Here is a 14,485-nt window from a genome sequence, read left to right as displayed (position 1 = left end):
GTGCGCGGTTTTGTAAATTATTTTAGTATAGCCAATTGTAAGCGAGAGCTAAAAGCCTTGGCAGGTTGGATCAGACGAAGACTAAGGGCAATACAGCTGAGGTTGTGGAAGAAGCCATCAAGGCTACATCGACGACTAAAGCAGTTAGGGAAAAAGCCACCGTTTAAGTTCATAAAGATGAACTCGTGGCGTAACTCACTAAGCCCTTTATCTTGTGTATCGATGCCAAACCAATGGTTTGAGGAGCTTGGTTTATATCCAATAGAAAAAGTGAATACGGGATGGCTTGCTTTATCAGCGTTTAGGAAATAAGTTGATAAAATGTGAAGGGTACAGGAGCCGTATACGAGGTCCGTACGTACGGTTCTGTGAGAGGGATGAGGCATAAGCCTCACCCTACTCGATAGTGTCTCGACTATTTGTTTGCGGTAAGACTCTTAAAAAGCAAGGCAAGCTGTAGTGCTATGCAAACTCATAAATCTATATAATAAGACTACCTAATTTTGTGAAAATTAGCCCTACATAGGTAAAAATAATAAAAATAATAAAAATAACAAAAGCCTATTTTATGGAATTAGTTTTAACCATACGGAGTAAACATCTATTTTGAACTGGCAAACTTTAGTCGATAACAGGCAACGTTTTTTTTGGCTTTTGCAAATCGCGGGCTGGATTGGTTACGCGTTAGTAAATTATATCGGCTCTAAAGTATTTGAAATGCGTGATATATACGTATTTGTTATTTTATTGAATGCTTACGCTGGTTGTTTGATGACAGTGCCGCTTAGGTATATTTACCGTAAAATTTGGAATGCCTCGCCCTGGGTGTTAATGATTGTAGTATTTGGTGCCTCTTATATAACGGGCACTCTATGGGCTGTCGTTCAAAAATTCAATCTATGGGAAATATACCGCCATGGTTATAGACCAGAGGAGTGGTTTTATTACCTGCAGCAAGGTTTAGATTCGGTTTATATTATTTTATGTTGGAGTGGTTTGTACTTTGGCGTTAAATATTATCAGTTATTACAAAGTGAGCGACAAAAAGCGTTAAAGGCCACAACGATGGCACACGAAGCGCAACTAAAAATGCTCAGGTATCAGTTAAATCCCCATTTTTTATTCAATACACTTAACGCTATTTCTACTTTAATTTTGGTTAAAGAAAACAAAGATGCTAACTTAATGGTAGCAAGGTTAAGTGACTTTTTACGTTACACACTTAATACCGATCCAATTAAAAAAGTACCGCTTGAGCAAGAGCTACATGCGCTCATGCTTTACTTAGAAATAGAGCGCGTCCGTTTTGATGAGCGGTTGAAAGTAAATGTAGATATTAGCGAGCAAGCAAAAGAGGCTTTAGTACCGAGCTTAATTTTGCAACCAATTATAGAAAACGCGATTAAATATGCCATTGCCCATCTGACAGAAGGTGGTGTAATTGATATTAAAGCACAAGTATTTGCGAATGAATTATTACTAGAAGTGGGTGACAACGGCCCAGGCACTGAAATACTTGATGGCCAATTAGTTAACGCTCAAGGTGTAGGTGTTGCTAACACCAAAGATAGATTAAAAACGTTGTATGAAAATAATTATTCGTTTGTATTATCACATAATACGCCAAGTGGATTAAAAGTTAATCTGCGAGTACCTTTTGAGAAGGCTGTGAAAAATGACTAAAATAAAAACACTTATTGTTGATGATGAACCGTTAGCCCGTAAAGGTCTAGCAGTAAGGCTTGAAGAGTTCTCTGATATTGAAGTAATTAACTTATGTAGTTCAGGCGCTGATGCAATTGAAATGTGCCAAAGAGAGAAAATCGATTTGGTTTTTTTAGATATTCAGATGCCAGGTATGAATGGCTTTGAGGTGGCAAGAGCGCTTAGCGAAAGTACAAAAGTATTACCTGCTATAGTATTTGTAACTGCTTTTGATCAGTTTGCTGTAAAAGCATTTGAAATTCATGCTCTCGATTACATTTTAAAACCCGTTGATGATAACAGATTAAAACAGGCGGTAGAAAAAGTGCATACTTATTTAAAAACGCAGCAAGACAACGCCCATAAGAAAAAACTAGCGAGTTTTGTAGCCGGTATTACTGGTAATAATTGCGAAGAAATATTAAAAAAATTAGCCACTGGCGATACCTTAACAGATAGACGTTACCCAGAATCGCTTGCAGTAAAAGAGCAGGGTGAAATTATACGGGTACCTGTAGCGACTATCCAATGGGTTGATGCTGCAGGTGACTATATGTGTTTACACTGTGAAGATGGACAAACGCATATACTTCGTAAAACAATGAAAGAGCTTGAGCAAGAGCTAGACCCTCAGTTATTTGTGCGTGTACACCGCAGTGCAATAGTAAATACAAAACAAATTAGTAAGCTGGTTACACAAGTAAGTGGCGAGTATTTATTAGTACTTGAAAACGGACAAGAATTAAAAGTGAGCCGTAGCTACCGAGATAAGGTTAAAGCGGCATTAGCAAGTTAAAGCCAACGCTTTTATTACAGGCACAAAAAATGCGAGCTAAGCTCGCATTTTTTATATTCAGCGTTTAATTACGCAACAGTTACAATTTTCATTGTGTTAGTTGCACCCACAGTTTCCATTGAGTCACCGTGAGTAATAATTACTGTATCGCCAGACTGTAAAGACCCTTGAGAAACTAAAGTATCAAGCGCGGCTTTTACCATACCGTCTTTTTCAGTTTTTGTAGAATCAAAAAATACTGGGTAAACACCACGATAAAGTGCTGTTTGACCTAATGTACTCGCATGGCGTGAAAGCGAGTAGATTGGTAAGCCAGAGCTGATACGTGACATTAATTTAGCCGTGCTACCAGATTCAGTAAGCGTGATGATAGCTTTAACAGAATCTAAGTGATTAGCTGCATACATAGCAGAAAGTGCGATAGATTCTGCATTGTTAGAAAAACGACTATCTAAACGATGCTTAGAAACATGTGTTTCTTTTTGAGATTCAGCACCTAAACAAACACGTGCCATAGTTGCAACAGTTTCTTCAGGGTAATCACCAGCAGCTGTTTCAGCTGAAAGCATTACAGCATCTGTTCCATCAAGAACAGCATTTGCAACATCCATAACTTCTGCACGTGTAGGCATAGGGTTATCGATCATCGATTCCATCATTTGCGTTGCTGTTACTACAGTACGGTTTAATGAACGAGCACGACGAATAATTAGTTTTTGCTTGCCCATAAGAGCTGCATCACCAATTTCAACACCTAAATCACCACGAGCAACCATTACAGCGTCAGACGCTAGAATGATGTCATCAACAGCTTCTTGTGTTTCAACGGCTTCAGCACGTTCAATTTTTGCAAGTAGTTGTGCTTTTGAACCAGCAGCTTCAGCAAGTGAGCGTACGTAGCGCATATCGTCGCCACTTCGTGGGAATGATACGGCAATGTAATCTACGTCAATTTCAGCGGCAGTTATTAAATCTTCTTTATCTTTTTCAGTAAATGCTGGAGCAGTTAAGCCACCACCTAAACGGTTAATACCTTTATTGTTAGATAAAACACCGCCAACAGTTACAGTACAATGTACTAAGTGTCCAGCTACTTCATCAACAGTTAGTTGAATAAGGCCGTCATTTAGGAGTAGTAAGTCGTTAGGGCTAACATCGTTAGGTAGTTCTTTATAATCAATACCTACAGAGTTAACATCGCCTTCGCCTTTTTCCATTTTTGCATCAAGAGTGAACTTTGCACCCACAGCAAGCGTTACTTTACCTTCTTTAAAAGTAGAAACGCGGATTTTAGGGCCTTGAAGGTCAGCAAGGATAGCAATATGCTTGCCTAATTTTTTTGCAATATCGCGTACAGCTTGCGCACGGTCTTTATGATCTTGGGCAACACCATGTGAGAAGTTTAAACGTACTACATTAGCCCCAGCGATAATAATTTTTTCTAAGTTGTTATCTCTATCGGTAGCAGGTCCAAGGGTAGCAACTATTTTCGTGCGTCTTAGCATCAATTTCTCCTGTTTGCTTGGTGAAAGCATGTTGACGTTATTTTGTTGAATTAAAACATCTATATTAGATTAAAATATTTTAATTATGTGCAAACTTCAAAGGTTTGCCACTATTTTATACAAAACTATTGTGTCATCATTATGACACCGGTGTCAGAATGCGTCAATGATCTTAATTTCAATTAGCGTTGCTTTTAGTCACCCCGAGAGCATTGATGTTTGATATAATTACGTAGCTTATTTATCTGTAATAAAAAAGCATGTTGTATGGGCTCATAGTTAGTATTTTATGACTGTATGAGTATAATGCACGCGGTATTATTTAATTTATACACTGAATTTTCTAACCAAATAGTTGTTACCGAGGAGGACACTAGATGCAAGTTGCATTAGTAGGGTTAGGCGTTATGGGAAAAAATCTTGCCCTAAACTTGATTGAAAAAGGGATAACGCTAGTCGCTTATGATAAAAACCCACATGCGGGTGAAGAGTTACTAAGTTGTGCCAAATCACAAGGCATGGCTGATAGGCTTCACATTGTCTCTGATTTAAGTGACATGGTAAGGCGTTTAGAGGCACCTCGTTCTATTTTATTACTTGTTCCTGCTGGTGAGTTAGTTGATACAGTTTGTAATGAACTTGTAGAGGCCGGCGTTAATTGTGACGATATGATAGTCGATTGCGGTAATAGTAATTATAAAGACGGTATAACGCGTAAACTCAAATACCAAAATAAATTTGAATTTGCCACTATGGGAATTTCTGGCGGTGCAGAAGGCGCTCGCCATGGTCCTGCAATGATGGCAAGTGGTTCTGAAGGTGGTTGGGAACGTATTGAGCCATGGTTTGAAAAAGTAGCTGCTAGCTATAATGGCGACTCGTGTTTTGCACGTGTTGGCCAATCAGCAAGTGGTCATTTTGTAAAAATGGTTCACAACGGTATTGAATACGCACTGATGCAACTTATTGCAGAAGTGTACCAATTACTTCGTTTAGGTACTAATCGTTCTCCAAAAGAAGTAGCTGAGATATTTAATGACTGGTCAGAAGGTCAATTAAATAGTTATTTACTGTCTATTTCTAGCCATATATTGTCACTTGAAAATCATAATAATGTACCGCTTGCGGACTTAATTGATAATAAAGTTGGCGCTAAAGGTACTGGTCTTTGGACTGCGCAAAATGCACTCGAACTTGGTATTGCTGTCCCTTCACTTGTTGCTGCTGTTCAAGCTCGTCATTTAACTAATGCATGTAACACAACGGCTGCACAAGAGATGACATATGCATCTAAATCAACGAACAATGTTGAAATTGATTTAGAAGAGCTAAAAGACGCGTTCTTACTTGCAAGCTTACTTGCGTATCGTCAAGGTTTAGCGCTAATCAAAGGTGCATCACGTACTCATCAGTGGAAAGTAGATTTATCTAAAACGCTTCAAACGTGGCGCGCTGGTTGTATAATCCGTGCTGACTACCTTGATAGCGTTGCACAAGGTGTTGAATTTATTGACACTCTTGAAAAAGAGTCTAATTCTTTGCGCAAAATTACCGGTCAAGCAATAATGACTGGTTTAGCATTCCCTGTATTGGGTGCTACACAAACGTATTTAGCAACATTAACTACACCGAGTAATGGGCATTTAGTTCAAGCCCAGCGTGATTACTTTGGTGAGCACGGCATAAAAACCCACAGTGGTGAAATGTGTCATTTAACTGATTTAGTAGATATAGAAGCTAAAGTTAGATAATAAGCAGTTGTTTAAAACGATAAGGGCACGCTATTTAGCGTGCCTTTTGTATTTTTAGCCCTTAAAAATTAGCGGCTTAACTCACCACGTAAATTGTCTTGCATTAAATGACGAATCGTTTCGACTTCAAGCTTTTGGCTAAATAAATAATGTAACTTAGTTAAGCATGCTTCAAGGGTCATATCGTACCCACTAATTACACCAATATTTAATAGTGCATTACCTGTTGCATAGCCACCCATGTTTACATGGCCTTTTAAACACTGAGTTAGGTTAACAATTACGACGCCACGTTTACTTGCTTCTTCGAGTATTGACAAAAAGCTCGGATCTTGGGGTGCATTACCAACACCAAAACTAAGTAGCACCAGTGATTTAATATTGCCATTGACCAAGCTTTTAACTACCTCTTGGCTAATACCAGGATACAGATAAAGCACTCCGATAGGTTGAGGTGTTATAGGTGTAACTTGCAGCTCATTTTCAACATATGGGCTAAGCTGACCTTTAATAAGTTGAATATTAATACCCGATAACGCGAGAGGATCAAGATTAGGCGATGCAAAGGCGTTAAACCCATCCGCGTGTGCTTTAGTTGCTCTATTACCTCTAAACAGTTGGTTATTAAAAAAGAGACTTACTTCAGCAATAGGATAATTTGCAGCTAAATACATGGCATTAAGCAAGTTTACTTGGCCATCAGAACGTAATTGTGAGAGCGGAATTTGTGAGCCGGTTACAATAACCGGTTTAGATAAATTTTCGAACATAAATGACAGCGCTGAGGCTGTATAAGCCATGGTATCAGTGCCATGGAGCACTACAAAACCATCATAATCTTGGTATTTATCTTTGATATCATCAGCAATGAGTTGCCAATGCTCGGGCGACATATCTGAAGAGTCTATAAGAGGGCAGTATTCGTGAATATCAAACAAAGGCATTTCATCACGATTAAATTCTGCGTTATTTACTACGGTTTCTGTTAAAAAACCTTCAGCCGGAATATAGCCTCGACTCGATTTTTTCATACCTATAGTACCGCCAGTATAAGCGATATAAATGCGTTTACGTTTCATAAAAAAAGCCCAGTAAAAAAACTGGGCCTAGTATAACGTTAAGCAGCTTTAAATACAGCTGATTAGGTGAAGCTATGCACTTTTATTGTGCAACATTACACACTAAACAGCGTGCGTATACACCTTGTGGATCGTTGTAATCTTTAAGGTTTTCAACTTCAGTGCTTAATTGATTAATAACACTTTGTAAATTAGCTTGTGTTGCTAACACAGATGTTTTTTGTGTTTGCAAACCAAGCATAGATTTAATAGACGCATTACCAAAAATGTCTTGAATCATTTTTTCTTGCGGGCTTAAATCTTGTTTGATTGTTTTAACTTCATAATGATTAAGCTTAGCAAGTGCAGCAGCGGCTTCAATCGCATCTTGTTTATCGCCTAGCTTATCAACTAAACCGAGTTCTTGCGCTTGAGATGCAATCCAAACACGACCTTGTGCTATTTTATCTACTTGCTCTGGCGTCATATTTCGCGCATGTGCCACTACAGCTAAAAAGCGACCGTATGCTTCTTCAACACTCATTTGAATTACTTCACCCATCTTTTCGTTAAGAGGGCGAGTGATTGAAAAACCAGCCATTTCGGTTGTAGCAACGCCATCTGAATAAACACCAATTTTCGATAAGGTTTTCTCAAATGTCATAAACGTACCAAATACACCAATTGAGCCTGTAATTGTACTTGGTGCTGCCCAAATTTCGTTTGCAGCAGAGGCAATCCAATAACCACCTGATGCAGCCACAGAACTCATTGAAGCAATAACAGGTTTACCAGCAGCTTTAAGGGCTAATACTTCAGCACGAATAACTTCAGAGGCAAACATACTACCGCCACCAGAGTCTATACGTAGTACAACCGCTTTAACTTTATCATCAAGGCGTGCCTTACGAAGTAGGGCTGCTGTAGAGTCGCCACCAATTTCGCCAGCTTTACGCTCACCATCAACAATTGTACCTTTAGCAACAACAACGGCTACTTTTTCGGTAATAGGGTTATCAAATTCAATCGGTGGTTTAACTAAGCTTAAGTATTCACGAAATGAAACTTGCTTAAATGTTTTGCCATCTTCTCGTGCGCCCACTAAATCAATTAATTGCTTGCGAACTTGTTGATTTGTTTTTAAAGAATCAACCCACTGGTGATCAAGTGCATATTTACCTGCATCGCCATCGGCAGCTTTCATTTTTTCTAGATATACGTCCATTGTTTCGTCAAAATTTGACTCATCAAACGGGCGAACAGCGGCAACATCTTGTTTGTATTCGCTCCAAAGAGCGCCTAACCAAACGCGGTTAGCTTCTTTAGCTGCATCGGACATGTCGTTACGAATAAAAGGTTCTACTGCTGACTTAAATGTACCAACACGGAAAATATGCTGCGTTACTTCAAGCTTTTCAAGTGCATCTTTAAAGTAAAGCGGGTACATGCCATAACCTTCAATACCTACGCTGCCGTATGGGTGCATAGCTATTTCGTCAGCATGCGATGCAATATAGTATTGCGCTTGAGTATAGTAATAACCCGATGCAATTACTTTTTTGCCAGCTTGCTTGAAGGCATCAATAGCCTTTGTAATTTGCTTAAGTTTATTTAAATGTGCTTTAGGCATCTCTTGTAAATCAAGCAATATCACCGTGATACGATCGTCTTTAGTCGCCTCGTTTATTACTTCAACAATATCGTCGAGTAATATTTCGCTTGGTGCTTCAGAACCAGAAGTTGCATCACTAATTGCGGCTTCAACTGGGTCTATATATGTTTTCTCTTCAACAATAGGGCCATTTAAGTTAAGCCTAAGTACAGAGCCATTTTCAACTATTATTTGATCATCGTCACTTGAGAGTGACACAAAGAAAACAATTACCAGTAATAAAAACAAAATGTTTAGTATTAAGCGACGAGAAAAATTAATTCCAGCCCAAATACCTTTAAATACCTTTGCTATCAAAATAGCTCCTTAATTTGGTACAGTTAATACATTAGTCCCATCTTAGCTTAGAATAAAAATAAATTTAACTGCTAAATCGTAACGAAGTGTTTATGAACCTATATAAACGTAAGTTTTTACTGCTATTTTTAATTAAATGCATGCACATATTGCTTATTACTTGCCATTAAAGCAGAATTAGCTAATGTATACAGGTTAGACCAGTTAACGGGGCACAAGATGTTAGAACAACAATTACAACTAAAACACACACAATTACGTAACCGCTTGGTTATGGGCTCAATGCATACAGGTCTTGAAGAGGGCTGGCATAACCGCAAACGCTTACGTGCATTTTATGAAGCACGTGCAAAAGGTGGCACCGCGATGTTAATTACAGGCGGATACAGCCCTAATTTACGTGGCAAGCTAACACCTATTTCTTCCTCATTTAATAGTTATTACGATGTGTTTAAGCATCGCGCTTACACAGATGCTGTGCATAAACACGGTGGAAAAATTTGTTTGCAATTATTACATGCTGGACGTTATGCATACCATCCTTTCAATCAAGCACCAAGTGCAATAAAAGCACCTATTAATCCTTATAAACCTAAAGCGATGTCGCTTGGCTCGATTAAAAAAACAATTAAAGACTTTGCGCATTCTGCCTATATGGCTGAAAAATCCGGCTACGATGGCGTAGAGGTCATGGGTTCTGAAGGGTATTTGATTAATGAGTTTATGGCGCCGCACACCAATAAACGCGATGATGAGTTTGGTGGCAGCTTAGAAAATAGAATGCGACTTGCACTTGAAATAGTTAAAGCTGTAAGAGCAAAAGTATCTGAAAAATTCTTAATTATTTTTAGATTGTCGGTCATTGATTTGATTCCAAACGGTTCAACACCAGAGGAAGTTGTTATTCAAGCTACCGAACTTGAAAAAGCGGGTGTTGATATATTTAACACTGGTATTGGTTGGCACGAAGCGCGTGTACCGACTATTGCGAGTATGGTGCCACCGGGTGCATTTAAAGAAGCATCAAAGCGTTTAAAAGACGTAGTTAATGTCCCTGTGATTGCTGTTAACCGAATTAATACTCCAGAAATTGCTAACGATATTTTAAATGCAGGCGAGGCTGATTTAATTTCGATGGCACGTCCGTTATTGGCTGATCCTGAGTTTTTTAATAAGTATGTAAACAATCAATCTAAACAAATTAATATTTGTATTGGCTGTAACCAAGGTTGTCTAGATCACGTATTTAAAAATAAACGTGCTACGTGTTTAGTTAATCCACAAGCTGCATTTGAGCTAGATTACCCGCTAGAGCAAGCAGCCAAAGCTAAAAATGTATTAGTTGTCGGTGCAGGTCCTGCTGGTTTATCAGCAAGTTGTTACTTGGCTCAAAAAGGGCATAACGTCACGTTAATTGATCAAAAATCGCAAATGGGCGGTCAATTTAATTTAGCCATGCAGATACCGGGTAAAGAAGACTTTAACCATACACTTACTTACTTCACTAATGAGCTCGAGCGATTAAAAGTAACTGTGGAGCTTAGTAAAGCTTATGACGATTCAATGCTTAAAAACTATGATGACATCGTATTTTCAACTGGCGTTAGGCCGCGTGAAGCCTCTATTAAGTGTAGCGATGATAAGCGTGTATTTGCTTATGACGAAGTTATACGCGGCGAAGTAGAGCTGGGTAAATCAATTGCTATTTTAGGTGCCGGTGGTATAGGTTTTGATATGGTTGCGTTTTTAAGCGAACATAAATCGCAAACTATTAGCGAGTTTAAAACGCAATGGGGGATTGAGTGTGAAGCCCAACCTCATAAAGATGAACGTCAATTGTATATGTTAAAACGCAGTGCGGGTCGTTTTGGTAGCGAGCTTGGTAAAACAACGGGTTGGATACATCGCCAAGTTGCTAAGCAGCATGGCGTTAAGCAAATTGCTGATTGCCAATACCAAAGCTTTGATAAAAGCGGACTAACTATTAATGTTGCTGGTGAAACTCAAGTGCTGCCAGTAGACACGGTTATTGCCTGTATTGGTCAGGTTTCTAACAACGAAGTGCTAGAAAATTACACAGATAATGCAAAGGTACATGTTATAGGCGGAGCTAAACTAGCTGCTGCTATTGATGCTAAACGCGCTATTTTTGAAGCTCTTCAGGTCGCTAGAAGTATTTAACCTTTGTAAATAAATTGAAATAGTTTATCAATTCATGCGGTCTTTGCTGTTTATAGTCTATAACTTAATAAACAGTGAACACACAGGATACGCATGAACAAACTAACCAATCTTTATGATGCAATATTGGGTAAACTATCATTTTTAGATGGTTTACCTGTATTGCTATTTCGCTTGATTTTAGCCCCTGTTATGATCATTGCAGGTTATAACAAACTTGCTATAAGCGGTGAGACAGAAGGTTTCTTTGATAACTTTTTAGCATCTCCAGATGTAGTTCAATGGTTTGGTAATAATGAATGGGGTTTAGGATTACCGTTTCCTGACTTACTCGCTTTTTTAGCTGGATGGAGTGAATTTTTAGGTGGTTGGTTGTTATTATTTGGCCTTTTAACTCGCTTGGTCAGTATCCCACTTATGTTCACAATGGTTGTCGCTGCAACCTCAGTGCATTGGCATAATGGTTGGTTTGCAATAGCACCAACTAATCCAGAAACAAGTGCTGCGCAAGTGCTCGATTGGTTATCAATTCCGGGCGCTAAAGAAAGCCTTGAAAACTCACTAGAAGTACAAGACCGAATAGGTAAAATTCGTGGCTTAGTTGAAGAACACGGGTTTCCTGATTATCTATACGAAAAGGGCAAGCCGTCTATTTTAAACAACGGTATAGAATTTTCGGCAATTTACTTTGCAATGCTCCTTAGCTTATTTTTTATGGGAGGAGGACGCTTTGTTAGTATAGATTACTGGTTAAGGCGAAATATTGTAAAAGAATAACGTATTCAATCTGCTTTACTAACGGCCCCATAGCTTAACCCTTTGCGGCCGTTTTGCATTTTAATTTCTCGGTATTTATTTTTTAAGGGTTTAAATGTTACTCTAGCGTTTTGAATTTTGAGGAATCGTTATGAACGCTATCGAGCTTTTACTTACCCGCCAATCAGACTCTAAACTAACAGAGCCGGGCCCTACGCCTGAGCAGCTCGACATAATTAAGCAAGCAGCATTACGTGTTCCTGATCATGGCTGTATAGCACCGTGGCAGTTCATTGTTGCTCAAGGTGATGCACGCAATAAACTGGGTGAAATTTACCATCAAAGTGCAGTGGCAGAGCAACAAGAAGAAAAAGTAATTAACCGTGCTAAAGAGCTTCCCCTTCGTGCGCCTATGATTGTAATAGCAATTGCTAAATATCAAGAACACCCAAAAGTTCCTCGAATAGAACAAGTACAAAGCGCAGGCTGTAGTGTATTAGCGATGCAACAAGCTGCATTTGCCCAAGGGTTAGGCGGTGTTTGGCGCACAGGCTACTTTGCACAAAGTAGCGCGGTTAAAAAAGCGCTTAACTTACATGAGCAAGATGAAATAGTAGGGTATTTATATATAGGTACACCCGAAGTCGATTGTAAAAAGTCGCCTCGCCATAAGCCAGAACACTATTTTAGTAATTTGTGAAATAGTATGAACTTTGCGCAACTTACATAGTCATAATTCATTAAGGTTACAAAGAGTATTATTTAAAAGTTAATGACTTGGCTGTAAGAAGCGCTTGGAAGCACTAAATTTACTAAATCTTCTTCAGTTTGTTTTTTAATCGGTTGTTTTTTGATACATTATGGAAAGTCTTAATAAAAATAACGATAAAGAAGACGAAAACTATGGGAAATTTATTTTTACGTGAAAAAGAGAATTGGCTAGCATGGTCAATTTGGGGAATCATTGGTGCTTTTGTAACACTGTATGTTGCAATGAGCACAAATGCATCACACTTTATAGCCGGTTCAGCGATGGGTATGCTTGTGTTGTTAACATGGTGGATGCACCAGTCCAAACGTTTCGACTTTGGGCGTGCATTTAAAGTATGTTGCTACGTTTTATCGCTTAGTGTGCTACCTGCTTTTATGTTTGTTGTAGTACCAAGTGATGATTTAAATCGATTCGATTTAATTTTTCAAGGCGTTACCTTTACCGCACTGAGTATATTGGCTTGTTTAATCTGCTCTTGGATTGCACGTAGACCTAAACAATATTATTAATGTGTTTAACTTTAGTCCATTAACTACACTTTTATTAAAGTGAAGAGCTTAACAAAAGAACAAAGTGGGTCTATTTTATCCAATATGTTAATATTTTATATTAATTTCTATTTAGCTCTTTACAAGTTATGTATTTAGCCATATTATTCGCGCCGTGCGGAGAGATGGCAGAGTGGTCGAATGCACCGGTCTTGAAAACCGGCATGGGTTTATAGCCCATCTAGGGTTCAAATCCCTATCTCTCCACCATTATTTAAAAAAACCGCCTTATGGGCGGTTTTTTGCTTTGTGGAGTTTCTAAATGACTAAAGCAACAAACCTACCAACCTCGCAGAAATTAATAAAACATCTTTTATTATGGACGGTATTTGGTTACTGCTATCAAAGTGCTATTAGCTTATTAGTAAAAATGGCTATAGACGCTCAACCAGAGTATCCATTAATTACCGGTTTAATTTATGGTGTTGGTTTTAATGTTTTAGCTGCCCATCTTATTACCAAATACGATAAGCATTGGCCAGTTATTGGCTCTGTTTTTATTGGTTGTATAGGGCTGCTTGTAGTGCCATTTTTACTGTTTGGCGAATCAGGATTACTAACAATGCCTCTACTTGTTGGAATTTTATTCAGTTTGCCGCTTTGTAGTTATATTGTTGGCCTAATTAAGCTAAAACTCAGCAAAAACTAGCCCCAAACGCGGTTTATTTTGTGATAGCATAGTCGCGTCTTTTAACTAACAAAACGTGAAAAACACATTATGTCAGATAATTTTACTACAGATGCTGAAAAAGCAAGTTACGGTATTGGCTTACAAATGGGTGAGCAACTTAAGTCTAATCCTTTTGAAGGCTTAAACCTAAATTCAGTATTTGAAGGCATGAAAGATGCATACGCTGGTAGCGCATTTCAAGTTGAGATCCCTGAGATCCAAGCTGCATTTGAAAAAATCAACGAAGAGATTCAAGCTCGTCGTGAAGAAGAGTCTAAAGTACTTTCTGCAGAAGGTATTTCATTCTTAGAAGAAAACGCAAAACGTCCTGAAATCACAGTAACTGAGTCTGGTCTTCAATACGAAGTACTAGCAACTGGCGAAGGCGAAAAGCCAACAGCTGAGTCTACAGTACGTGTTGATTACCACGGTACACTTATTAACGGTACTGTGTTTGATAGCTCATACGAGCGCGGTCAACCAGCTGAATTTCCAGTTGGTGGCGTGATCAAAGGCTGGACTGAAGCATTACAAATGATGCCTGTAGGTACTAAATGGCGTATCTACGTTCCTCATGAGCTTGCTTATGGTGAACGTGGCGCAGGTGCTGCAATCGCACCTTTCTCAACGCTTGTATTTGATGTTGAGCTACACGAAATCATTTCTTAAATTAAATAAATTTTAATTTAAGAATTTAAAAAGCCGTATTCAATTTGAATACGGCTTTTTTGTGTTTGTAATTTAAGAGTTTTATACCAATTAGCTTAATTAAGTA

The 14,485-nt window shown here is 38.6% G+C and carries 13 protein-coding genes and 1 tRNA gene; 11 read left to right on the top strand and 3 right to left on the bottom strand.

Annotated features, from left to right (window positions below; genetic code table 11):
* The 3 genes from L655_RS0124385 to L655_RS0124375 all read left to right on the top strand — a co-directional run.
* The coding region (locus tag L655_RS0124385) for a group II intron maturase-specific domain-containing protein (RefSeq protein ID WP_024605253.1) at positions 1-312 on the top strand (312 nt) is incomplete at its 5' end.
* A gap of 294 nt (positions 313-606) precedes the next feature.
* Positions 607-1,683 (top strand): histidine kinase, encoded by a 1,077-nt coding sequence (locus L655_RS0124380; protein ID WP_024606563.1) that lies wholly within the window; start codon positions 607-609, stop codon positions 1,681-1,683.
* Entirely contained in the window at positions 1,676-2,500 is an 825-nt protein-coding gene (locus L655_RS0124375; RefSeq protein ID WP_024606562.1) for a LytTR family DNA-binding domain-containing protein, read from the top strand. The genes L655_RS0124380 and L655_RS0124375 overlap by 8 nt, the downstream gene beginning before the upstream one ends.
* A gap of 68 nt (positions 2,501-2,568) precedes the next feature.
* On the opposite strand, the gene pyk is transcribed toward L655_RS0124375, so the two are convergent.
* A complete protein-coding gene (gene pyk / locus L655_RS0124370; protein ID WP_002962904.1) occupies positions 2,569-4,005 on the bottom strand; it encodes a pyruvate kinase in 1,437 nt (478 codons plus the stop codon).
* 377 nt (positions 4,006-4,382) lie between these two features.
* Between pyk and gndA the strand changes: the two genes are divergently transcribed.
* A complete protein-coding gene (gndA, locus tag L655_RS0124365) occupies positions 4,383-5,756 on the top strand; it encodes an NADP-dependent phosphogluconate dehydrogenase (RefSeq protein ID WP_024606561.1) in 1,374 nt (457 codons plus the stop codon).
* Between the two features lie 68 nt (positions 5,757-5,824).
* Here the strand turns inward: gndA and ansA are convergent, their stop codons facing one another.
* On the bottom strand, positions 5,825-6,835 hold the full coding sequence (ansA, locus tag L655_RS0124360) for an asparaginase (protein WP_024606560.1): 1,011 nt from the start codon (positions 6,833-6,835) through the stop codon (positions 5,825-5,827).
* Between the two features lie 82 nt (positions 6,836-6,917).
* The gene (gene sppA, locus L655_RS0124355) at positions 6,918-8,783 is read right to left on the bottom strand and encodes a signal peptide peptidase SppA (RefSeq protein ID WP_024606559.1); all 1,866 of its coding nucleotides are present in this window, start codon (positions 8,781-8,783) and stop codon (positions 6,918-6,920) included.
* A gap of 219 nt (positions 8,784-9,002) precedes the next feature.
* Between sppA and L655_RS0124350 the strand changes: the two genes are divergently transcribed.
* The 7 genes from L655_RS0124350 (at position 9,003) to L655_RS0124320 (ending at position 14,379) form a co-directional block, all read left to right on the top strand.
* Complete coding sequence (locus L655_RS0124350) at positions 9,003-10,964, top strand: NADPH-dependent 2,4-dienoyl-CoA reductase (protein ID WP_024606558.1); 1,962 nt, start codon at positions 9,003-9,005, stop codon at positions 10,962-10,964.
* 93 nt (positions 10,965-11,057) lie between these two features.
* A complete protein-coding gene (locus L655_RS0124345) occupies positions 11,058-11,741 on the top strand; it encodes a DoxX family protein (protein WP_024606557.1) in 684 nt (227 codons plus the stop codon).
* A gap of 130 nt (positions 11,742-11,871) precedes the next feature.
* Complete coding sequence (locus tag L655_RS0124340; protein ID WP_024590138.1) at positions 11,872-12,420, top strand: NAD(P)H nitroreductase; 549 nt, start codon at positions 11,872-11,874, stop codon at positions 12,418-12,420.
* Positions 12,421-12,623: 203 nt separating this feature from the next.
* Complete coding sequence (locus tag L655_RS0124335) at positions 12,624-13,001, top strand: hypothetical protein (RefSeq protein WP_007582705.1); 378 nt, start codon at positions 12,624-12,626, stop codon at positions 12,999-13,001.
* A gap of 158 nt (positions 13,002-13,159) precedes the next feature.
* Positions 13,160-13,250: transfer RNA gene (locus L655_RS0124330), tRNA-Ser, on the top strand.
* Between the two features lie 52 nt (positions 13,251-13,302).
* A complete protein-coding gene (locus tag L655_RS0124325) occupies positions 13,303-13,689 on the top strand; it encodes a hypothetical protein (RefSeq protein WP_024590139.1) in 387 nt (128 codons plus the stop codon).
* 69 nt (positions 13,690-13,758) lie between these two features.
* Positions 13,759-14,379: an FKBP-type peptidyl-prolyl cis-trans isomerase gene (locus L655_RS0124320; protein ID WP_007586200.1), complete on the top strand. Its 621-nt coding sequence runs from the start codon at positions 13,759-13,761 to the stop codon at positions 14,377-14,379.
* Positions 14,380-14,485 lie beyond the last annotated feature (106 nt).

This window comes from Pseudoalteromonas sp. TAE79 (genome assembly GCF_000498015.1).
Taxonomy (GTDB): Bacteria; Pseudomonadota; Gammaproteobacteria; order Enterobacterales; family Alteromonadaceae; genus Pseudoalteromonas.
This window is presented reverse-complemented; position numbering and strand designations above follow the sequence as displayed.

What these genes read in the sequence shown, in the direction of transcription:
- L655_RS0124375 (WP_024606562.1), top strand. Translation starts at nt 1,676, where the DNA reads ATGACTAAAATAAAAACACTTATTGTTGATGATGAACCGTTAGCCCGT.
- pyk (WP_002962904.1), bottom strand. Translation starts at nt 4,005, where the DNA reads ATGCTAAGACGCACGAAAATAGTTGCTACCCTTGGACCTGCTACCGAT.
- gndA (WP_024606561.1), top strand. Translation starts at nt 4,383, where the DNA reads ATGCAAGTTGCATTAGTAGGGTTAGGCGTTATGGGAAAAAATCTTGCC.
- ansA (WP_024606560.1), bottom strand. Translation starts at nt 6,835, where the DNA reads ATGAAACGTAAACGCATTTATATCGCTTATACTGGCGGTACTATAGGT.
- L655_RS0124350 (WP_024606558.1), top strand. Translation starts at nt 9,003, where the DNA reads ATGTTAGAACAACAATTACAACTAAAACACACACAATTACGTAACCGC.
- L655_RS0124345 (WP_024606557.1), top strand. Translation starts at nt 11,058, where the DNA reads ATGAACAAACTAACCAATCTTTATGATGCAATATTGGGTAAACTATCA.
- L655_RS0124340 (WP_024590138.1), top strand. Translation starts at nt 11,872, where the DNA reads ATGAACGCTATCGAGCTTTTACTTACCCGCCAATCAGACTCTAAACTA.
- L655_RS0124335 (WP_007582705.1), top strand. Translation starts at nt 12,624, where the DNA reads ATGGGAAATTTATTTTTACGTGAAAAAGAGAATTGGCTAGCATGGTCA.
- L655_RS0124325 (WP_024590139.1), top strand. Translation starts at nt 13,303, where the DNA reads ATGACTAAAGCAACAAACCTACCAACCTCGCAGAAATTAATAAAACAT.
- L655_RS0124320 (WP_007586200.1), top strand. Translation starts at nt 13,759, where the DNA reads ATGTCAGATAATTTTACTACAGATGCTGAAAAAGCAAGTTACGGTATT.